Source organism: Bdellovibrio sp. HCB117, assembly GCF_047305915.1.
Taxonomy (GTDB): domain Bacteria; phylum Bdellovibrionota; class Bdellovibrionia; order Bdellovibrionales; family Bdellovibrionaceae; genus Bdellovibrio; species Bdellovibrio bacteriovorus_B.
In genome coordinates this window covers 1,898,060-1,917,859 of the sequence record NZ_CP178622.1, presented here as the reverse complement: position 1 = coordinate 1,917,859, position 19,800 = coordinate 1,898,060, and the positions used below count along the sequence as shown (strand labels likewise).

Here is a 19,800-nt window from a genome sequence, read left to right as displayed (position 1 = left end):
AGTTTCTACTGCGGGAAGTCAATGAAAGCATGGAGCGATATCGGATTTGAAATCGAAATCACAGGGGATCATAGCCCTTCCTTGCGTCTTTTGCAGTCCGTAGATCCCTTAAAGGACCGAGGTGAGTCCATGCATCACTCCGGAGGAGCTTGCGCGGAAACTTTGCTGATCTATGGCGAGCCCATCAAGGAAACCCTCAAGAAAATAGAAAAACCTCATTTTTTAATTGTGGGCTTGGGTTTGGGGTATATTGAATCAGTTATTGCTCGTGAAGCACTTCTGCAAAATAAGAACGCCGCAGATGTGGGTTTAATCACGAGCTACGAAAGTGTCCCCGAGTTGCGCGACTTCTTTTTTCAATGGATTCATGGCGAAACCCACTCGCTTCATTCGGAAGTGATAAATACTTACGAACAAATGTTAGAGAGTGTGATTGGTGAAACGGGGATTTCCCCGGAAACAGTGAAGTCCTTTCTGTGCGAGCACTTCCGAAAGCTTTCGGATATTTCGGGCTCTCTTAGTAAAGAGGCAAAACTGGTGTCGAAATATCACTGCATTCTCTACGATGCCTTCAGTTCAAAAACGTCTCCGTTTCTCTGGGAGGAAGAGTTTTTAAACTCACTCCTAGAGCAAGTTTCAGCTTCTCAGTGTGTTCTATCTACGTATGCGTGCAAGGGCTCCCTTAAAAGAGCCCTCAAAAGTCATGGTTTCGAAGTGATTGTGCGAGAGGGATTTCAGGGAAAGCGCAACTCCACCTTGGCGATGAAAAATTTCTAGCTAAACTGTGACTTAAAATTGTTTATTTATGTCTTGATAAAAGACGACAATAAACTTTAACTAATCATATGAATTCTTGTTCACGGTATTTCTTCGCCGCACTTTTCTTAATGCCGACCTTGGTTTTTGCCAAAACCGTAGAGCTGGCTACTTTCCCAATACCTTTAATGGTGGAAGATTCTGAGCGAGGACTTTTTGTGAACCTCACTAAAGAGATCGCCAAGCGCACAAATAAAAAAATCCACATCAGTGTGTATCCCACCGGCAAAGCGCTGTTGATTTTTAGTGGAAATAAAGTTCAAGGTCTCTTTCCGGGTTTAGATGTCTCTATTCCTAAAAAAGCTCCCAGATCCAGCTCTTTTTACGTGAAGGTGGACCACATCTTCTTTAAAAAAGGTCAGACTTTAGAAAGTGTGAAAGATCTTGAAGGTAAAAAAGTCGGACTGACATTTCGCTATCCGTATTCAAAAGAACTTCTCTTAAATAAAAAAATTAAATTTGAATATGCGGCGGATGACGTCTTGAATATGCGCAAGCTCGGGCAAGGACAGATTGATGCCTTCATCGTTGAAGAGCGCTCCGGGTTAAAAGCTCTGCAATTAAGTGGCGAAAAAGACATTCTGTTTAATAAAGAAAAACCTATCGCCCAACAGGAAGTTTTTTACGCATTTCAGAACAACGAAGAAGGCAAAGAACTTGCTGATCTTTTTTCGAAGACCATTGAGGCGATGAAAAAAGATGGAAGTCTGCAACGCCTCCTGGTCAGCCCGTAAAAAAAAGGAAAGGGCCTCGTCGGGTCCTGACGAAGCCCCCGGAACTATTCGACAGTCCCTAAACGAATCTCTGAATCAAGGACGATGTACAGCTGAGCCTCTTCCTGAAGACTCCATTGCAAATCATAAAGTTCACTCTGACGAGGGTATTTCTGAATCAAACCGGTCAGAATATTTTGTGCTTCGGTGCGTGCTCGTTGTTGCTGCGTTTTGTTTTTATGTGTCAGGGGCTTCAGAGTTTCCGCACGAAACTTCCACAGATCTAACTGAAATCGCTCATAGGAATGCAGAGTCGGGCCAATGGTGGAAGAGATTTCTTCTAGCTTTTCTAGTCCTTGGGAAAGATCTATGAATGCTTCGTCGCGTTTGCCTGCCATAATGGCTTGAGCTGCTCTTTGCACTTTGATCCGCGCCCACATGAAGTGGTAAGGGAACTCATAAACGCCCGCACTTAACGCTCGATCTGAAGCTTGCTGGATAAGACCCAGCGTTCTGTCAAAGCCACTCAAAGTTTTATGATCAGCTTCATTTGTCAGATAGGCTTGAACATAATATTTCATGGAATCATACCAGGCTTGTTTCTCTGGATCTTCCCAAGCCCTTTTAATACCTAACACTTCCACGGGAGAATGGGGGTTCGAACTTAAGCGAAATCCAATAAATGGGGAGCGATGGGTCGGATAAGTTTCCGCGACACTCATCCACCATTCCTGCCTTTCGGGAATCATCACATGAGTCGCAGCCGTATAAACTTTCGTAGTGGTACGGCCAAAACTGCGGGCTCCCACAAGTTCGTCGGTGTGACCACTCAGGCGATTGATCACCCATTGTGCATCGATGTGACCAAAATCTTCTTTCATTGTTCTATGAACATGAGAAAGACGGGCGCGAGTTTCTAGTGTTTTATTCAGACTGTATTCATAACCTTCAGCGCTTGTTGGGGCACCCACGAAATGGTTGCTCTGACCTAAATAACTGTTTTTGGAACGACGGGCGACAACTACGGTATTTCCACTAAGTTCTATGGAGGCGGCTTCATCAGTTTTAGAATCCGAAATAAAGAAGGTCCAAGCTCCGAAGCCTTTTCTTGTTTGAATCAAAGAAATGGCTTCATTCAAGCTTCTTGCTTTCATTAATACAGAGTGAAGAAGGAAAGGGGCTACGTCGGAGCGGCCCGATTCATAACGGATCTGTGTTCCTTCCGTCTGAAGTTCATGCAAACTGACTGCCAGGCCGTAGTTATTAATTCCACTGATACCCCCGGCGTAGTGCAGTCCCGCGGAAGCAAGACCCGCGGATGTGATGCCGTTGCGCTGACGATTGATCACAATGACTTGGTTTGTTTCATAAAAACCTAAAAGACCTGTATCAAAATTACGGCCGTGAACGAGGGCCCCATCCGTGGAGCTTGTCGCCGATGCACTTATCCCTGTGCACCCCATTTTTATAGAACGAAGACCTTGTGCGAGCTTCTTAAAAGGTTTTAGAAGAGCGTGACCGACAAAGTAAGGTGCGCAGGAAGCAAACACCTTCATTTTTCCTTTGCGAGGGCTTTCATCAAGCAATCTTTGCATTGAGTCGGTGAAGATCGAAAACTCCACCATATAGTTGCTCTCTTCAAATTCATTCCAGCCCACCGTGCTACCAGCGTCTTTTAATCCGCGATAAAGATTTTTAAGACCGCTCTTAAACTCATCAGATACACTGGCGCGGTAGTTATCTATCACGCATTTTTTGATCAGAAGAATTTGCTCCCGGTCTTTAGGTGAAAGTTCCGCGAAGGCCCTGTGCACTTGGGTTTGCACGCCTACTAAAACGCCTTTTTCAATTTCAGGGCGTAGAAAGAGACCATGATAATAAGCCGTTTCCGAAAACCCGCCCTGCAAATCTAGAACATGCACTTTGTTTTTCGCGCCTTCAGCTCCACAGGTAAAATGTTTTTGTCCGTTCAGCTCGCGAACCAGCGTGCAGTCGGCATAAGAAAACACAGGAAAAAGAAATAATAAGGCAAAGATATTTTTCATAAAATTCCCAATGAAAGATAAGCCGAAAAGGTTAAAAACCCACAGGCCGCTACAACTTCAATTTTGCGAAGAAAACCCTGAAGCTGAATTTTGAATTGTTGGATCGTAAACAGAAGTAAAATGAAACTGACGAAGAAGGCTACTAAGTAAGCCAGCGCACCCATCCAAAGTGTCAGGCCTTTTTCATTGGCGATGTTGGCAAAGAGGCCCGCATAAATAAATACCAGATGAAAGTTCGCCATCGTCAGAAGAAAGCTCTTTTTAAATGAAGGGCGCATCAAGAAGTCTTCGTTAAAAGAAGAGCTATTGAGAGTGTCTTTACTGAAAAGGACTTTTACTGAGTAAAACACCAAGCATAAAACAGTCAGAATTGTTAAAACCGCCTTCAGCCATTCCTCGCGAAGTACAGGACTCTTTAAGAGCACCAAGGCCAGCACGATATACATAACATCCCCGCAAAGAAAGCCGGCAATGGACCTCCAAGGCCAAGTGCGATCCCGCACCAGACTGCGAATAATATTGAAGCTCGCAGGCCCCAAAGCAAAAGCAGAAAGAAATCCAAGAAGGATCAACCCAAGAATCATTGAATTTCTCCGGCGATATGAGAGCGCATGAAGTTCAGGTATTCTTCAGCCGTTTCAAAAGTTGTTTTTAATTTAAACTGACCGCGACTGCGGTTGCTTTCAAAATATTTTTGCAGGTAATCGGCACTCATTATAGAGACATGGGCGGGTCCCAAGACGCCCACCTCACGACAATCCTTGTAGTCTCCGTTTAGGCGCTGCATTTCTTGATCCACAGTGTGGGCTAATTGCTCGACGTTGACGTCGGCGTGTGCCGGAACAAAAAGTGTCCAGTGGTAGGATGCTTTTCCGTCATTCATAACCGGGGAAAGAAAGAAGTGACGAAGGTCCACGTTGCGAAGATTCTTAGTCGCCAAGTAGCAATCTAAAATTTCATCATTACTGACTTTTTCTGCTGCTAAGTTCATGCCCGTGCTTTTTCTGCCAACAAACTCAAACACGAGGTCCTCGTTATTTTGTTGAAAACTAATAACGTCTTTCATTGAGTAGTGAATAAGGCCATTCGGAGTGCCGACATTGATATAGTAAGGAACACCCATTTCAATTTCGTGAAGACCCAGGGATTTTTTATCACCATGAACGGGGGTGAAAGAATAAAGAAGATCTGGATTTAGGAAATACTTCTGGCGTCCGTTCTGATATTTTTCGTAGGGAAGTCCAATGGCCGCTTCGGTTGCGGCGTAGACTCCATAATAGTTCAATTCATGTCCAACCAGGCGGTTTAATCTTTCGGTGTACTGCTTAATCGGCGTCGCCGCGTAAACAAAAACCTTCAGTCGAGGCCAGATTTCATTGATGTTTTTCTTTCCTGTTTTTTGTAAGATCGCTTCAAAAATACTGATGATATAAGTCGGAATGCCACTGACGACTTGAATGTCTTCTTTCAGGGCTTCTTCGATAAGCATGTCGATTTTGCGGTCCCAGTTTGAAATCGCCAGAACCTCTTTGGAAGGAAACGTGTTTTTTGCGAGGGCTTTAGGAACGCGCGTGCTCAGAATTCCAGAGATGTAGCCGAATTTGATATTGTTCTGTGTGTAAAGATAAGGGTCAGAACCAAAGGTTAAACGACCGACTTTAAGAAAATTGATATCGGGTTCCAGGGTGCTCAACTTGCTCGCGATGCGCTTTTGTGACTTCAAGAACATTCGAATCATGCGCTCGTTATAAGGAATGCGTTTGCTGTCTTTACCCGAGGTTCCAGAGGACAGCCCGCAGTATTCGACGTCATCTTTAAAAAGAATGTTTTTGTGACCTGCTGCAATCATATCCACATAGGGCGCGTAGTCATCGTAAACATAGACGGGGACATGAGTAACGAACTCTTCGTAACTTTGGATGTGCGCCAGACGCAAATCCTTGTATATACGTGTTCCGTTCAAAGAACGTTTGAGTTGTTTAAAGTTCTTTTCTTGCTTTTCCAGCAAATCAGCCTGGCTGACGCTCATGTACTGAGAATAGGTCTTTAAGTATTTTTGCCCTAAGCCATGCACGACAGAATCCACCGCAAACATAAAAAGTCTCCTTCTTGTTGATGAAGGAAATTTATTTCGGTTTAGATTTATTGTCGCGCGGTTCCCTTGACAGAATCGTGGTAATTCTGTCGAACGGGGGAACTTCGGTTGACAGAAATACCGGGTTTTTGTCAAAATTGCAGTATGGCAACACAGTCCAAAGAAGATATCTATTTCGCTGTCTGCAACGCAATCCTCAAAATGGAGGTGGCGAAAGGTCATCTTGCCTGGACACTTTCTGATATTTCCCGAGAGTCGGGTGTCACTCGTTCCTTGATCTATTATTACTTCGGAAAAGAAAAGAAAACAGCTTTAGAAGAGGCCTATAAGTTTGTGATTTCCAACTTCTGGAATATGGAACGCACAAAAACCATGGGTATTCGCGAGCGCCTCAAGCAAGTTCTTGAAGATACCAAGAAAATGCCATTTCTGTTCGTACTTTATTATTTAGAGAAGAATAAAGAGGGCGAGATCGGCAAAATGATCCGCGACGCTGAATCCATGCTTTTGCAGGCCCTCAAAAAAGAATTTCCGAAGCTTAGTGAGACCCAGATTCTGGAAGTGTATCTGAAAGAGCTGGGAGCGATCACTTTCCAGCTTCCTTCAGAAAAAGTCTCTGATCTTTTTGAGGATTATATCAGTCGTTAGTTTTCAGAAAGGGCCTTAGGGGTGAAGCGAGATGTCTTCAACCCTTGATCCAGTTTCACTCTTGAAAGTGTGATCTCTGTCCCGCGCTTATTTTGTACGTTGCGGATTTTGATCTTAGACGCTCTCCACTTTGTCGGTGAGACCTTTTTATAGCCGACAACGTCGAGTATTTTCAAAAGCTTTCCTTGCTTATCATAACACTCTGATTTCATCGGCAGGTATTCGTCCGCTTGAACGAAACTGATGATTTTAGAATAATTGGCTGAAGTTGAATTGACGTCGCTTTCGATAAGGAAATATTTCTTTCCTTTCACTTCAACGGTTTTTTTAAGGACATTCTTTGCGCCTTGTTCGCGGTTGAAGTCAAAATCTTCTGTACTGAGTTCGGAGCCCAGAATACCACCTTGACCGCTTTCGCCGGTTAATCGGCGAGTTTGCTTCGAGGAGGGAAGGTAAATCCATTTTTCTTCTTCTTCATTCTTCAGTGTGGCTAGTAAAGCTGTGCCCTTTAAGTCCTGTGGCTTTTCCATGCGAACCATCAGGTAATGTTCTTTTTTAGTCGGGCTCAATCGCCAGATATGCATTTCGCGATCTTTGCTGGAGCCATCAGCTTCGATGATTTTCATGGCGACTTGAAATTCTTCGTCTTTTGAACGAAGGCGCTGACTCATTTGTTCGCCAATCTGCTCAACCGTGGGGGTCCCTTCACCTGTTTGCGCAACGGTCGGGGTCGGTGAGAATGAGATGAACAGAGCCATAAAAAGCGCAGATGCTGTAGCCATGATTTTCTCCTTTTTCCACGGTACTGAATTTAGAAGCCACGGGCAACTTTTCAACAGCGTTGGCAGAAGAATCAAATCACCCACGAGTCCAGCGAGCATTGACAAAAGCATATAGAAACCAAAGATACGGTTCATCGCAAAGTAAGAAGCCATAAAAACCGAAAACCCTGCCAATAAAGTCATGCTGGAAATCAAGCAAGGGTTTCCTTCTCTCCATAATGTCTTTTCAATCTCGAGTTCGCGAGAACGTGGATACTTTTTCTGAATGGCGCGCAAACGTTCGAGTAGATAAACAGTGTTATTGAACGCCAGACCTAGAGCGATAGAAAAGATAATAGCAACGCTAGGTTTGATCGGTGTTTCCGATAAAGCCAAGAAACCTAAAAGAGCCGCTGGTGGGACTAAGTTCGGAATGCAAGCCACCAAAGCCCAACGCACAGAGCGGAATACAAAGATCAAAAGAAGACAGATGGCGGCCATGGATTGCCAAAAACCAAAAATCAGTTCATGGGAAAGTTCATTGTTAAGATGATGAATGGTTGACCCCATGCCCGTAATATCTACTTTAAGCTCAGGAAACTTTTGTTCCGTGAGTTGTTTAATGTTTAAAACCAATGAATGAAGCTCATTTCCCGGAAGATCTTGAGTTCTTACTGACACCCGAGTGTTGGAAGAATCCGTATTCAAGAAATTCTTTAACGGGCTGTTTGAAGAAAGCGAATACAAAAAGAAAACTTCTGCTGTTGAAGATCGGCTGGCGGGTAGGCGCGAATGATGAATATTGGCTGCAGCCACGAGATCCGGAAGACCAACAACGCTTCCAACGCCTTTCAGGCCGCGGATTTCCGCAAGATGCTGATCAAGACGTGCTAAAAGTTTTGGATCATTCCAGGCATCCGGCTTTCCGCTTAATTCAATATCAATAGGAATCATGCCACCTAACTCTTTGTCTATGCGCTCAGTAGAAAGTCGCACTTGATGGTTTGCGGGCAAGTCATCAAAGAGGCGTGCCGACCAAGAAAGACTCTGGCCTTTGATCGCTAATGCGGAAGAAACAAGAATGATTAAAAAGGCCCAGACGCCGGAGCGTCGGAAAAGATAAAGCCCCCAACGCGCCTTACTCCAAGCCCACAAACGAGCTTTAGGTCCAGGCAGGAAGTACAGCATCGGAAATAACAATAAAGTCGTTACAACCCAACCCGTCGTGATTGAAATGGCAGCTGTAATTCCGTAGTCACGGATCAAAGGAACCTTCACTGTCAAGAGCGCCAGAAATCCTATCATGGTCGTCATTGACGCTATGAAGTTAGGCCCGAGAAGAGTTTTAAAGGTATAAGTGACAAGTTCATGATGGGAAGCATGGGGCTGATTCTTTCGCTCTTCAGAATAGCGAAGCAGCGTATGAATACAGAGTGAGACCACATCCACCGTTGTCAGAATAGGGATTGTGCTAGAAAGAATTGAAAAGGGATATCCCGCCAGAGCCATGATCGCCAATACGATAATATTCGCACAAAGAATCACGACGAAAGAAATAATCAGCGGTGACCAATTTGAAAAAATAAGTCCCAGCACCAAGAAGCAGGCTAAAAATCCCAAGACGACGAAATTGCGAATTTCAGTTTGTAACAGGACACCGACATCTGTTTGCACTGCAGGTGTCCCGCCAATTTCAACTTTAGAAAAAGGCACTGCCGCATTCGCAGTCACTTCCAGGTTTTGACGAAGATGTAAAATTTCGGAAGTATTCAAGGATTTTACATTGACGATCACCGAAGCGGTTCTTCCGTCTTTAGAGACAAGTGTTGGTGAAATAAGAGGGTTATTAGTAGTTTCTGTCGCCCATTTTTCTTTCGGAAGATTTTTAAGCAAGGGTCCTACGCTCAGACCATCGTCGCTATTGATGGCACCTTGAACTGTCGCCAAGCTTAACGTGTTTTTAACACCCGGAAAATGAGCCAGCAAATCTGTGAGTCTTTCTAAGCTTTGAATTTTATCTTTTTCAAACCAGGTCTCGCTAGGATGAGAAATCTTTGCTGTAATGATGAACGGTTGTGAATCTGGAAGTTGAAAAAGCTGTCTTGTGTGTTCATCCCTCTTCAATAGCGGATTATCCTGAGGAAGAAACTGTTTCAAGCTGTACTGAGTTTGCAATTTAGGAAGAGCAAATAAACTTAATAACGTGACTACAAAAACTAAAAGTAAAGTTGAAATGGAGATTCTTTTGACGGATTCAGGAAAGTTCGATTTTTCCAGTTTCGTTTTCTTCATCAGATGTCTTCTTTCGATTCTTTTTTAACAAGTGCTTTAGAAATTTTTGTATAAGCCGTATTCTACAAACATGATGATGGGAAACACGATGAGAAAATCCAATTCAAGCTTGATAACGACAAAGGGCCTAGTTGCTTCGCTGTTTACATTTTTTTTCTCCTATGAAGCTCTTTCAGTTTCGCAAATAAACTCAGAATTTCAATTGGCACTTCCTAGACAGTTTCAGGAAAATTTAATTTCTAAAAAATGGGAAACCCTCGTGAATCAAGAGTTTCAAGGGAACTGGCAATTTCCTGATCAAGAAATCACAACTCAAGATGTGCCTGTCAAAATCAAAAGCATTTCTTTGAAAGTTAAGACACATCTGGAAAAACCATCATTGCAAAATCAACAGACGGTGTTGCAGCTCACTTCTAAAAACCTGGAAGCTCAATTGACGATTGGTGAGGTCAGTGTTGATCATATTGTCGAAAGAGTAGTCGGTGGTATCGTGGGCCGCTTCCGTATTCAGGCCTCTTGTAAAAATGTCGTAATGACAATGATTCCCGGTAAAGGATCTATGTCGATGGCAGTGGCCCCGGCAGTAGGCTCTACGAACGCTGCGGCCCTCGTGCAAAATGTAGATGTCGCTTGGGCTCCTGGCAGCTGGTCCTCAACGGGTATTCAGTGCGACGGTGTCGAAGGATTTGCCGATTTATTAAAAACAGAGATCGACAAGATCGCCAATGATTCTGTGAGCTTTATAGAGCCTAAGAAGGATCTTATTAAGAAGTATGTGCAGGACTATCTTCAGGATATCAAGTTGGACTTTTCTAGTCCACGCCAGTTGATTGTGTCTCGTCCTGATATCAGTGTGTTAATGAAGGTGGATGAATATAAAGATCTGGGGACTGCGGGAGCTTTGATCAAAGGTCAGTTGCAGATTGATTTTTTAAATACCAAAGACAGTGATGTTAAAAACCTTGTGCTGACTCCGGGTGTGACGCCGGCTTCGACGGGGGAAGCCCAAATTCTTTTGCCGAAGGATTTTATAAAAGAAGTTCTTTTAAAGGCTTATTCCGCGAACGCGTGGTTGCATAAGATCACTTCAGATAAGTTGCCAGGCTTTAGTGGTTTAATGAGTTCGCGCTTTATGCAGTTCTTCGTGTGGCCAGCATTAAGAGATTATTCAAAGTCCACGAAGTTCCTTTTTGAAGTGTATTCAGATGAAGATATGCAGATTCAAGGCAGTGGCTTGCAATACCAGGCTAAAGCCAATTTTTATTCTCGCATGCAAGCACCTCGCTCGGGTCAGTACGTCCCATTTGTGAATTGGTCTGTGCCCTTCAACTCGAAAATCAATTTGAAGGTTGAAAACGGCAAGGCTTCAGCGACATTAGTGAATCCGTCATTAGGCATGACCCCTTATTATGATGCATCTTATGTCGCTAAGTATTCGCCGAACCGTCGTATCTTGTATGGCACTATCCGCGATAAAATTATTAGCGGTATCTGGGGCCAAACGATGACGATGGAAATCCCGAAAATTCCATTAATGGAAGGTGTGAACTTGAAGGTGAAAAAGGTCCTAGCGCCCAACAATCAGGATATCACACTGCAGCTGGCACCTTAAAACGAGCGAGAAAGCGTCAGAGTGTACGAATCATTCTTTTCGTACACTCCCAGTGGGGTTTCGCTAGAGCCTTGTATAAGGCTTGCGGTGAAACTCAAATTCCAGGCATCCCAAAAGCGGCGGGTGAGTGTGAGCTCTTCATAATTACTGCCATGAATCCCGTCATAAAGCGCCAATACTGAAAAATTCCAAACCTCTTTCCAGGACATGCGTCCTCCTAGCATCCAGGCATCGCGAAAAATTTCGGTCATCGAAAGGTTGGAATCATTTTCCTTTTCAGTTTGAATGATAGATTTTTGTAGCACTGCTATCAGCAGTCCGCTTTCGCCGAGGTTGAAAGTCTTTTCAACGGCCAGCACATTTTCAAAAGTCCATTTTTGTATGTAAGGATCATCGGTCAGGCTTGAGGTGTAGCTGCTAGCAAGTTTAAACAAAGTTTCCCAAGAGCTTGCTGTCATGGAAATTCCACCTTGGCGTATCCGGTAGTTCTTGACGTTTAAAGTCACGTCGGGATCAACTTGCACAATGGTTTTAGGTGACACCGCCACCACGGTTCCTGTAACCACAGGTTGAATTAAAGGGAAAGAAGCAACCCCTTCGAAGTAAGTCAGGCCGACGTCAAAGACGCTGCCATGTCTTTGAAGGCGCAGGGCATAGTTATTTTTTCTAGCATCATCAAGATCTTCTTTAGTGCCGTAATTGTAGTGCAGGCTTTCGGGTAGCAATAGAACTAAATCATTCTCCGGCGTCTGAGGAACAAAAACTTCGCGTGGCAACCATCGGCTTTGTTCGCCAGGTAAAGTAGCGCCACGATTTTCGGGTATATAAATAAGTTCATAGTCCCATATATCTAAGGTCTGAGAAAACACGACGGAAGGAGCCCCCAGTTTGCGGCTGTGAAGCGGATCGAAGTATTGCTTCGAATTTATAACGTCCAAAGGATTGTAACCATCTGTCACACCCCAGGTAAAAACATTGCATCCGGCCTGCAAAGAAAAGCTGTCACTTTGGTAGCGCAGATAAGTTTCTGTCGGATCAAAGAAGTATTTTTCTTCGTCGGATTTGTTATTGGGGTTGGCGATAAATGTGGGTTTAACGTAAAAACGAACACTGTCTAAATAGCGCCAGTCATAGATGGGATCGAGTTCCAGTTTATAAAGATCTTGATTCGTGTCGGTGCCGTATGCTTGCGCAAAGTAAGTGGCGTCGAACTTGGTGTCGATGTGAAGACTCCACTCTGTTTTGCGTTTGGCCTGCGCCAAAGAGTGAAAAATTAAAATAAGAAGCAAGCACGCTATCTTCATGACTCTTGAGGTAATCACAGCTTTCCCGTTTTCTCACCAAGGCATTACTTGTGTAATGCCATCATCAAACGGTGGCAAATTTGTTCACGTATTCTATGATGGAACTTTTAAACTCATCCGGTAGCCCCACAAAGCGAAGACCCGCATAACCATCGTTTCCAACGTAGACCACTTCGCAGGTGGCATTAACTGTAACATAAAGATTGGGGCTAGTGAGTGAACCTTCAAAGCGCTCTCCGATTTGGAGATCGCGGGCATCATTGATTCCTAAACCGCCTTCACTGATAGAAATAACCCGGCAAGAGAAGCTTCCTTTGGGTCCTTCGCAATTCAAGGTGCCGACGATCGGTACGCGAGGGTGGGAGCGGCGACTGATTCCCAGGTCTTCCACAACTCGAGGAACCGCGTAGACCTCACGCCAAAGCCCCGTGCTGTCGGCACAGATATCCACGGCTGAAAAGTCGTTCAATGTTTTTAGATAAGCAATGAGTTCTGAGTATTTCATGGGGGATTTTTCTTTCCCCTCGATGCGAACTTTCCAAAAGCCTTGTGGTTCAGACGGCGCAGACGCAGAAGGCAAAGTCTGAAAGGATTCTTTCAGGGATTGGCGCCAACGGATCGGGTTCATCCATTCGCTTTGGCCTCGACCCCAGATTTGAGGTTCTTTCGCTGAAGCCAGGCGAGTTTCTATTTCTTCGTGATCAAAAGGCCCGTTTACTTGTCCCTCTGAGAGAATAAACCAAATCTTCGAGTTCGCCACCGATGTTCTCCTCAGTTGTCGCTTGTGCTTTATTACAACGAAAGGTATATCACTTTGTCTAGGAGATTTAATTCATGAAGTACATTATCTCAGGCACTGATCGTCCTGACTCCAACACTCTTAAAATTTCAAAACACATTCAATCTGTCTATCATTCTTTGGGTGAACAGGTGGAAATCATTGATTTGAAAGAACTTAAAAAACATCTGCACGATGACATTCATTATGGAAAAACCAGTGATGCAATGAAACCCTATTTGGATAAAGTTCTTTCCAGTGAAGGTTTGATTGTGGTGTGTCCAGAGTACAATGGCTCCATGCCCGGTATTCTTAAATACTTCATTGATCACTTGAAGTTTCCAGATTCTTTCGAGTTCCGTCCGGTGTGTTTTGTCGGATTGGGTGGAATGTTCGGGGCACTTCGCCCGGTAGAGCATCTGCAGCAGGTCTTTGGGTATCGCAATGCTTACGTCTATCCCGAGCGTGTTTTTATTATGAATGTGCATAAAATTTTAACTGCTGATGGTCAGGTTCAAGACGAGCTGATTAAGCAGCTTTTAGAAAAACAGGCAAAAGGATTTAAAAAGTTCACCGAAGCCTTAGGTGCTTTTAAAATCGACGCCAATGCTCTTATCGAGCAAAAGAAGCAGAAGTAGCTTCATTCTCGACCAGTTTGCTGTGAATGCGGCCCTCAAAATAGATCAAACCTAAGATCAAGAGGGCTGCAAGTAACCATTTAGAACGAAATATCGAACTAGGTGCCATAGGCTCTATGATCTCAAAGAGCCTATTTCGGAAGCAACTAAAGTTCATGTAATTAGCCTATCTGCGTCATTTTTTGCTGAGCTGACAATACAATAGATCTTCTCTACACTTACGATCTGTGGATAATACAGGTCACCCCCATAAATCGAACGCAAATATTATGATGGTCTCATTGAGCGCGCTTGGCGTGGTCTTTGGGGACATTGGTACAAGCCCTCTTTACGCTCTTCGTGAATGCTTTGGTGGTGAATACGGATTGCATCCGACACCTGAAAATATCATCGGTATTTTGTCTCTTATTTTTTGGACAATGATCATCATGATTTGCGTGAAGTACATGGCTTTCGTCATGCGCGCAGATAATAAAGGTGAAGGTGGAATTCTTTCCTTGATGGCGCTTGCAGTGCGCAGCCAGCAACATAAAGATCTGACTCGTCGTCGTTGGCTTATGACCATCTTGGGGCTTTTTGGTGCGGCCCTTTTGTATGGTGATGGAATGATCACTCCGGCGATTTCGGTTCTTTCTGCGATGGAGGGTTTAACTTACGTAGCTCCTAGCTTTGAACCGTACATCGTTCCTTTAACTATCTTCGTTATCAATGCTCTTTTCTTAATGCAAAAATACGGTACGGGAAAAATCGGAGTCATCTTTGGTCCGATCTTAATGTTGTGGTTTACGACTTTGGCCGTTTTGGGTATTCATTCCATGGCGGAAAACACGCACATCTTTGAAGCTCTACTGCCGCATCATGCGTTGGAGTTTTTCCTGCGCAATGGTTGGCATGGTTTCATCGTTCTGGGCTCAGTCGTTCTAGTTGTTACAGGCGGTGAGGCACTTTATGCTGACATGGGACACTTTGGAAAACGTCCGATTCGTCTGGCGTGGTTCTTTGTCGCCCTTCCGGCTTTGACTCTCAATTACTTCGGTCAAGGTGCTTTGCTTCTGAATAACGCCGAGGCCGTTTCAAATCCATTCTATCTTATGGCGCCGAAGTGGGCTTTGTTACCGTTGGTTATTTTAGCGACGACAGCCACTGTGATCGCTTCACAAGCTTTGATCTCGGGAATTTTTTCGATCACTCGTCAGGCCATTCAGTTGGGCTTCTGTCCTCGTATTTCGATCGTCCATACTTCCAGCCAAGAGATTGGTCAGATCTATGTTCCTTCTGTGAACTGGACGCTCTTCTTGGGGGTCGTGTGGCTGGTTCTTACATTTAGATCTTCGAGTCACTTGGCAGCCGCCTATGGTATCGCTGTGACCGGTACGATGGTTATTACGACGATCTTGGCCTTTGAAGTGGCTCGACAAAAATGGCATTGGAGTTTGCTCAAAGCTTCGGCGATCTTTGGATCCTTCTTTGTCGTCGACATGGCTTTCTTTGCGGCAAATATCCGTAAAGTCACGCATGGTGGCTGGGTGCCGTTGGTGATTGGCCTTGTGATTTATCTTTTGATGACGACATGGCAAAAAGGGCGTCAGGTGCTCTTCCGTCGTTTGAAAGAAAGATCCATGCCGATTGAGGAGTTCTGCCAAAAACTTTTAAGAGAACCTCCTTTGCGTGCTCCCGGAACGGCGATCTACATGTCCGGAGATCCATGGGGCGTTCCTGTTCCATTATTGCATAATTTGAAACACAATAAAGTTTTACATCAGCGCGTGGCGATTTTAACAATTCAAACGCGAGAAGTGCCTTTTGTTTCTAAAAAAGACCGGGTTTCTATTCAGGAAGTCATTCCAAACATGTACCGTATTCTGGCCTACTACGGATTTATGGAAATTCCTAAGATGAAGCATATCTTAGAGGCTTGCCGCTCGAAAGATATTCACTTCAATGTTACGGACACGACATTTGTTTTAGGTCGAGAAACAATTATCGCCGATAAGAGCGCAAACCGTCCTGATGAACCAGGGATGCCACACTGGCGTGAACGTCTGTTTGCAATCATGTCGAAGAATGCCCAAAGACCTACAGCCTTCTTTAGAATTCCGCCGAATCAAGTGATCGAAGTGGGGATACAGGTTGAAATCTAATCACTCTAAGAGCAGACGTTCGATCTGCTCTTTTTGTTGAAGTCCGTCTTCATATCCAATCTCTGTCAGTGTTTTACAGTATTCCTGATCAAATAAAAGGAAGCTCGCTATTTCGCTGGCATCCTGAAGAGATCCTAAGCCGCGCAGTAAGTAGCGAATCATTCTTGGCAGTCTCTCAACTTTATTCGAGGCGATCTGTGAAAGGTCGCGTGAGGGAGAAATCCACACATATTGAATGGGACGAACAGACAGAGACGATTGTTCCTTTTCGGAAAGCTTCAGGATATTTGAATTGATTCTTTCTATTCTTTCAATGTCGACCTCAAGACCATCCATCATTACGGCATGCAGAAGCACACTGACAACACGACCGACGGTCGGCGGTTTTACATCTTGCACATGATGAGAAGTGTAACAAAGATCCTGTTTCTTTCGCACACCGATCGCAATGATCTTTTTAGCGCCCATATAGATAGCTGGGCCGCACGGGGAATGATTGCGGATACATCCATCACCATAGTGTCGATGTCCTATAGTAACGGGCGGAAACAACAGGGGTATGGCGGAGGATGCCAGCAAGTGATCTGAGGTGATCTGACTGACTTCAGATTGACGGCGCACTCTTTGCCAAGAGGGTACTTCCTTGGTTCCTTGTACGAAAGTGACTGTCGATGTGCTGAAGTAATCCAGAGCAGACACCGCCAGAGCAGAGAACTTCTTTGCGTCGATATTTTTTTGGATGTTTGAAAAATCGCAGTGCTCGCGAATCAAGGACTTCAAAGGAGTTGTATCCAGAAGCGCTCGCCGATGGGACGTCGGCTTTATTCCGCCCATGGAAAGATCCGTGAGCCATTTCATACCTCCAAACGAAAGGTGAAACGGATCCGTGACATAAACCTGTTCAGCGGTCACGCGACTCCAAAGATCTAAAAGTTTTTTTGTCCCGGTTGTGATTCGACATTCAGGGGTGGATGCTAGCATCGTCGCATTAATGGCGCCGGCACTGACTCCGGTATAGTAGTTAAAGAGTTGTTGAACGCCATTTTTTTCTGCTATTTCGGCGATAGCAGCAATCACACCAGCCTGATATGCAGCTCGGGCGCCGCCACCTGAAAGCACTAGACCTACCGACATAGCTTCAACCTCTATACTAAAAATAATATTTTTACATTTGAAGTTTAAGGGTATTTCTAGACTTGAAGAAAAATACACACAGACTGATACTGTGAATGAACGAGGCACGATACAATCATCAATCGATTTATCGGTTCCATTGAAGGAAATAATACCTCGTAAAAGGACTCCCGAGCGGAGTCCTTTCTATTTTCCCCTCTCTCGGCTTTATCATCGGATCAACTTTTTATGGAAGAGCTTAGTGGCTAGCACTGCGGCGGACACGCGCATCCTGCGCTCTGCCGGCTTGGTACCGCGTCGTGCGGCGCCGGAGGTCCGCCTCCGCGCTAGCCACTAAGCTCTTCCATAAAAAGTTGCACGTCGTTTAAGGGTGGAGGGGAATATAGGGCAGGGCTTTTGTGGCCGCGCCAGCATTTGGGTGTGCCTGCTTCTTTTTTGGGTCTATGCTGCGTTATTTTTTTTAAGTGCCTGGTTCTTTTTTGTACTGCTTTGCTTCATTTGTGTTGGATCTGCGAGGACTTATACCAAAAGGCGCCAGGGGTCTTTTGGTTCTTTGTGTGGATGGTGATTTTTCTTAATCTTTAATTCAATTTGGGAATGTTTTTATTTTTGAAGATTGTTTTTGGATGGGATTCATTTTGTTTTTTGGTCTAGGGGAATGTGAATGGCCGCTCTTTGTAGCGACTTTGGGTTGGGTATTTGAAAGGGTGTTGAGAGTGGTTTATGGATCTTAGTTTTATTCTTCTTGTCGAAGGTTGATCTCTTTTCTTAATTACGAAATAGTTTGTTTGTTCAACAACATTGAACGACATCTTTTAAGGAGAAAATGATGAAACTAGTATTGAGTGCATTGTTGGTTCTTTCAGCTGTTTCTGCTCAGGCGGCTGATATTTATAAAATTGATACGAAGGCTTCGACAGTTGCTTGGAAAGGCACTAAGAAAGTTGGAAGTGCTCATGATGGCGCTATCGCGGTTAAAGAAGGTGATGTGACTGTTGATAAAGGACAGTTGAAATCTGCTAATATCGTTATTGATATGGCTTCTATCACAAATAACGATGTGAAAGATGCTGAGTACAACAAGAAACTTGTTGGTCACCTTTCTAACGATGACTTCTTCAACGTTCCAAAATTCCCGACTTCTACTTTCAAACTTACTAAAGTGACTCCGAAATCAAAAGACGAAGTGACTGTAAAAGGTGACTTGACGATCAAAGGTGTGACTCAACCTATCGAGTTCCCAGCAAAAGTTGTTGTTGGTAAAGACACTGTGACAGGTACTGCGGTTGTTAAAGTAGACCGTACTAAATGGGGTATCAAATACGGTTCAGGCAACTTCTTTAAAGAACTTGCTGGCGATAAAATCATCAGCGATGAGTTCGAATTGAACTTGAACCTGGTTGCTAAGAAGTAATTGGTTCCAGAAAATTGAATTCTAAAAAAAGCCTCGCCAAATATGCGGGGCTTTTTTTTTATTTTACGATGTTAGTTATTAATGTCTAACGATGAGTTTAAAGAAAAACATTAAGTCGCCTGAAGTTTTTCAAGATCGAGTTTTCGCAAAGAAGGCGATAGATAGCCGATCAATCCGACCGTCAGAATGCACATGATTCCACCAAAATAAACAGCCGGTACAGTTCCTAAAAGCTTTGCGGCTATCCCAGATTCAAGTTCGCCAATTTCGTTTGATGAGCCGATAAAGATTGAATTCAAGGCCGAGATCTTTCCACGCATATGATCTGGGGATGATAATTGGACTGCGGCCGAGCGAATCACCATGCTGATGCTATCGAAGCTTCCACTGAGCGCGAGGGCGGCTACAGACAAATAAAAATTCGTACTTAAGCCGAACACCAAGATGCAAAAACCAAAGCCCGTAACTGCACTTAAAAGCCATCGGCCCGTGCGCATTCCGTTTGTTCTAGATAAGTAAAGACTCATCATGGTTGCGCCGATAGGTGGTGCCGCTCTTAATATGCCTAGTCCTTTGGGGCCTACAAAAAGAATTTCATTCGCGAAGATAGGCAGAAGGGCGGTCACGCCTCCAAAAAGAACAGAGATCATATCTAAAGACAAGGCAGGCAGAAGAATCGGGTGCTTGAAAACGAATTTTCCACCGGAGAGAAGTTCATCTTTAATCGAAGCATGCTGCACTGTTTGTTCCGGTGCGGGTAGGTCCTTACGAATTAACATCAGAGAAACTGAAGCTATCACCAACAAGATGCAAACAATACTTGAAGAGGCGACCGGCCCCCAGAAACCAAAGATCAATCCACCAACCGCCGGTCCCCCGATGCGAGCTACTTGCATCACAGAGCTTGAAACAGCACTGGCGCGCATAAGAAGTCCACGCTCCACCAGTCTTGGAACAATTGCAAAGATCGCCGGTTGAGAAAACGCACGGGCAAGACCCGTTAAGAAAGCGGCGAAATATAAAAGCCCCACCTGAGTAGAAACATTCATGTCGTGTGCGAAAAGATGCTCCGCTAGTACGACGAGACCTGAAAGCAAGCTCACGTAAATAACTCGTCGATACACCATTAAGGGACGTAAACGATCCACAAGGTATCCCGCATACAAAGCAAACCCAATCGCAGGAATCGCTTCCGTTAAGCCGATAAATCCCAAATACAAAGGATCTTTTAAGAGATCATAAATACGCCATCCAAGAATGACGGCTTGCATTTGCACGGCGAAAGTAAAGAAGAAGCGGGCACTGACGAGTTTCTTAAAATCCAAGGGCATGCTCTTTATCTGCGCCTGGATTTCTTCTTTGGCAAGTTCTCATTTTGTGACGTCTGATTTCCTTTCAATAGCAGTCCT

15 protein-coding genes are annotated in these 19,800 nt (G+C 44.3%); 7 read left to right on the top strand and 8 right to left on the bottom strand.

The window, feature by feature from the left end; all coding sequences use genetic code 11:
• The first annotated feature begins 21 nt into the window (after positions 1–21).
• Together ACLWBD_RS09175 and ACLWBD_RS09170 are read left to right on the top strand one after the other, a co-directional pair.
• Complete coding sequence (locus ACLWBD_RS09175) at positions 22–777, top strand: MnmC family methyltransferase (protein ID WP_413567991.1); 756 nt, start codon at positions 22–24, stop codon at positions 775–777.
• A gap of 68 nt (positions 778–845) precedes the next feature.
• Complete coding sequence (locus tag ACLWBD_RS09170; protein WP_063207190.1) at positions 846–1,550, top strand: substrate-binding periplasmic protein; 705 nt, start codon at positions 846–848, stop codon at positions 1,548–1,550.
• Positions 1,551–1,594: 44 nt separating this feature from the next.
• Here the strand turns inward: ACLWBD_RS09170 and ACLWBD_RS09165 are convergent, their stop codons facing one another.
• From ACLWBD_RS09165 to ACLWBD_RS09155, 3 genes are read right to left on the bottom strand one after another with little or no spacing between them, the layout of a single operon-like run.
• Positions 1,595–3,574, bottom strand: a complete 1,980-nt coding sequence (locus ACLWBD_RS09165; protein ID WP_413567990.1) for a C45 family autoproteolytic acyltransferase/hydolase — start codon at positions 3,572–3,574, stop codon at positions 1,595–1,597.
• On the bottom strand, positions 3,571–4,158 hold the full coding sequence (locus ACLWBD_RS09160; RefSeq protein WP_413567989.1) for a LysE family transporter: 588 nt from the start codon (positions 4,156–4,158) through the stop codon (positions 3,571–3,573). The genes ACLWBD_RS09165 and ACLWBD_RS09160 overlap by 4 nt, the downstream gene beginning before the upstream one ends.
• Complete coding sequence (locus ACLWBD_RS09155; RefSeq protein WP_413567988.1) at positions 4,155–5,669, bottom strand: GH3 auxin-responsive promoter family protein; 1,515 nt, start codon at positions 5,667–5,669, stop codon at positions 4,155–4,157. The genes ACLWBD_RS09160 and ACLWBD_RS09155 overlap by 4 nt, the downstream gene beginning before the upstream one ends.
• A 144-nt stretch (positions 5,670–5,813) precedes the next feature.
• Here ACLWBD_RS09155 and ACLWBD_RS09150 point away from each other — a divergent pair, with 144 nt between their 5' ends.
• Positions 5,814–6,317 carry a TetR/AcrR family transcriptional regulator gene (locus tag ACLWBD_RS09150; protein ID WP_063207202.1) on the top strand — a complete coding sequence of 168 codons (504 nt, stop codon included), beginning with the start codon at positions 5,814–5,816 and terminating at the stop codon, positions 6,315–6,317.
• On the opposite strand, the gene ACLWBD_RS09145 is transcribed toward ACLWBD_RS09150, so the two are convergent.
• Entirely contained in the window at positions 6,314–9,370 is a 3,057-nt protein-coding gene (locus ACLWBD_RS09145) for an outer membrane lipoprotein-sorting protein (RefSeq protein WP_413567987.1), read from the bottom strand. The two genes, ACLWBD_RS09150 and ACLWBD_RS09145, sit on opposite strands and share 4 nt — an antisense overlap.
• 259 nt (positions 9,371–9,629) lie before the next feature.
• Here ACLWBD_RS09145 and ACLWBD_RS09140 point away from each other — a divergent pair, with 259 nt between their 5' ends.
• Entirely contained in the window at positions 9,630–10,982 is a 1,353-nt protein-coding gene (locus ACLWBD_RS09140) for a hypothetical protein (protein ID WP_413567986.1), read from the top strand.
• On the opposite strand, the gene ACLWBD_RS09135 is transcribed toward ACLWBD_RS09140, so the two are convergent.
• Positions 10,979–12,286 carry a hypothetical protein gene (locus tag ACLWBD_RS09135; protein WP_413567985.1) on the bottom strand — a complete coding sequence of 436 codons (1,308 nt, stop codon included), beginning with the start codon at positions 12,284–12,286 and terminating at the stop codon, positions 10,979–10,981. The genes ACLWBD_RS09140 and ACLWBD_RS09135 overlap by 4 nt on opposite strands.
• 64 nt (positions 12,287–12,350) lie before the next feature.
• The gene (locus ACLWBD_RS09130; protein ID WP_063207210.1) at positions 12,351–13,046 is read right to left on the bottom strand and encodes a PilZ domain-containing protein; all 696 of its coding nucleotides are present in this window, start codon (positions 13,044–13,046) and stop codon (positions 12,351–12,353) included.
• Positions 13,047–13,120: 74 nt separating this feature from the next.
• Between ACLWBD_RS09130 and ACLWBD_RS09125 the strand changes: the two genes are divergently transcribed.
• Complete coding sequence (locus tag ACLWBD_RS09125; protein WP_063207213.1) at positions 13,121–13,702, top strand: NADPH-dependent FMN reductase; 582 nt, start codon at positions 13,121–13,123, stop codon at positions 13,700–13,702.
• 269 nt (positions 13,703–13,971) lie between these two features.
• Positions 13,972–15,843: a potassium transporter Kup gene (locus ACLWBD_RS09120; RefSeq protein WP_216635264.1), complete on the top strand. Its 1,872-nt coding sequence runs from the start codon at positions 13,972–13,974 to the stop codon at positions 15,841–15,843.
• Here the strand turns inward: ACLWBD_RS09120 and ACLWBD_RS09115 are convergent, their stop codons facing one another.
• Positions 15,844–16,977 (bottom strand): patatin-like phospholipase family protein, encoded by a 1,134-nt coding sequence (locus tag ACLWBD_RS09115; protein ID WP_413567984.1) that lies wholly within the window; start codon positions 16,975–16,977, stop codon positions 15,844–15,846.
• Positions 16,978–17,803: 826 nt separating this feature from the next.
• Here ACLWBD_RS09115 and ACLWBD_RS09110 point away from each other — a divergent pair.
• A complete protein-coding gene (locus tag ACLWBD_RS09110) occupies positions 17,804–18,391 on the top strand; it encodes a YceI family protein (RefSeq protein WP_413567983.1) in 588 nt (195 codons plus the stop codon).
• A 110-nt stretch (positions 18,392–18,501) separates the two neighbouring features.
• On the opposite strand, the gene ACLWBD_RS09105 is transcribed toward ACLWBD_RS09110, so the two are convergent.
• A complete protein-coding gene (locus ACLWBD_RS09105) occupies positions 18,502–19,716 on the bottom strand; it encodes an MFS transporter (protein ID WP_413567982.1) in 1,215 nt (404 codons plus the stop codon).
• Positions 19,717–19,800 lie beyond the last annotated feature (84 nt).

Coding starts and splice junctions, on each gene's coding strand:
- ACLWBD_RS09110 (WP_413567983.1), top strand. CDS start 17,804: ATGATGAAACTAGTATTGAGTGCATTGTTGGTTCTTTCAGCTGTTTCT.
- ACLWBD_RS09160 (WP_413567989.1), bottom strand. CDS start 4,158: ATGATTCTTGGGTTGATCCTTCTTGGATTTCTTTCTGCTTTTGCTTTG.
- ACLWBD_RS09145 (WP_413567987.1), bottom strand. CDS start 9,370: ATGAAGAAAACGAAACTGGAAAAATCGAACTTTCCTGAATCCGTCAAA.
- ACLWBD_RS09120 (WP_216635264.1), top strand. CDS start 13,972: ATGATGGTCTCATTGAGCGCGCTTGGCGTGGTCTTTGGGGACATTGGT.
- ACLWBD_RS09165 (WP_413567990.1), bottom strand. CDS start 3,574: ATGAAAAATATCTTTGCCTTATTATTTCTTTTTCCTGTGTTTTCTTAT.
- ACLWBD_RS09150 (WP_063207202.1), top strand. CDS start 5,814: ATGGCAACACAGTCCAAAGAAGATATCTATTTCGCTGTCTGCAACGCA.
- ACLWBD_RS09125 (WP_063207213.1), top strand. CDS start 13,121: ATGAAGTACATTATCTCAGGCACTGATCGTCCTGACTCCAACACTCTT.
- ACLWBD_RS09135 (WP_413567985.1), bottom strand. CDS start 12,286: ATGAAGATAGCGTGCTTGCTTCTTATTTTAATTTTTCACTCTTTGGCG.
- ACLWBD_RS09175 (WP_413567991.1), top strand. CDS start 22: ATGAAAGCATGGAGCGATATCGGATTTGAAATCGAAATCACAGGGGAT.
- ACLWBD_RS09155 (WP_413567988.1), bottom strand. CDS start 5,669: ATGTTTGCGGTGGATTCTGTCGTGCATGGCTTAGGGCAAAAATACTTA.
- ACLWBD_RS09115 (WP_413567984.1), bottom strand. CDS start 16,977: ATGTCGGTAGGTCTAGTGCTTTCAGGTGGCGGCGCCCGAGCTGCATAT.
- ACLWBD_RS09170 (WP_063207190.1), top strand. CDS start 846: ATGAATTCTTGTTCACGGTATTTCTTCGCCGCACTTTTCTTAATGCCG.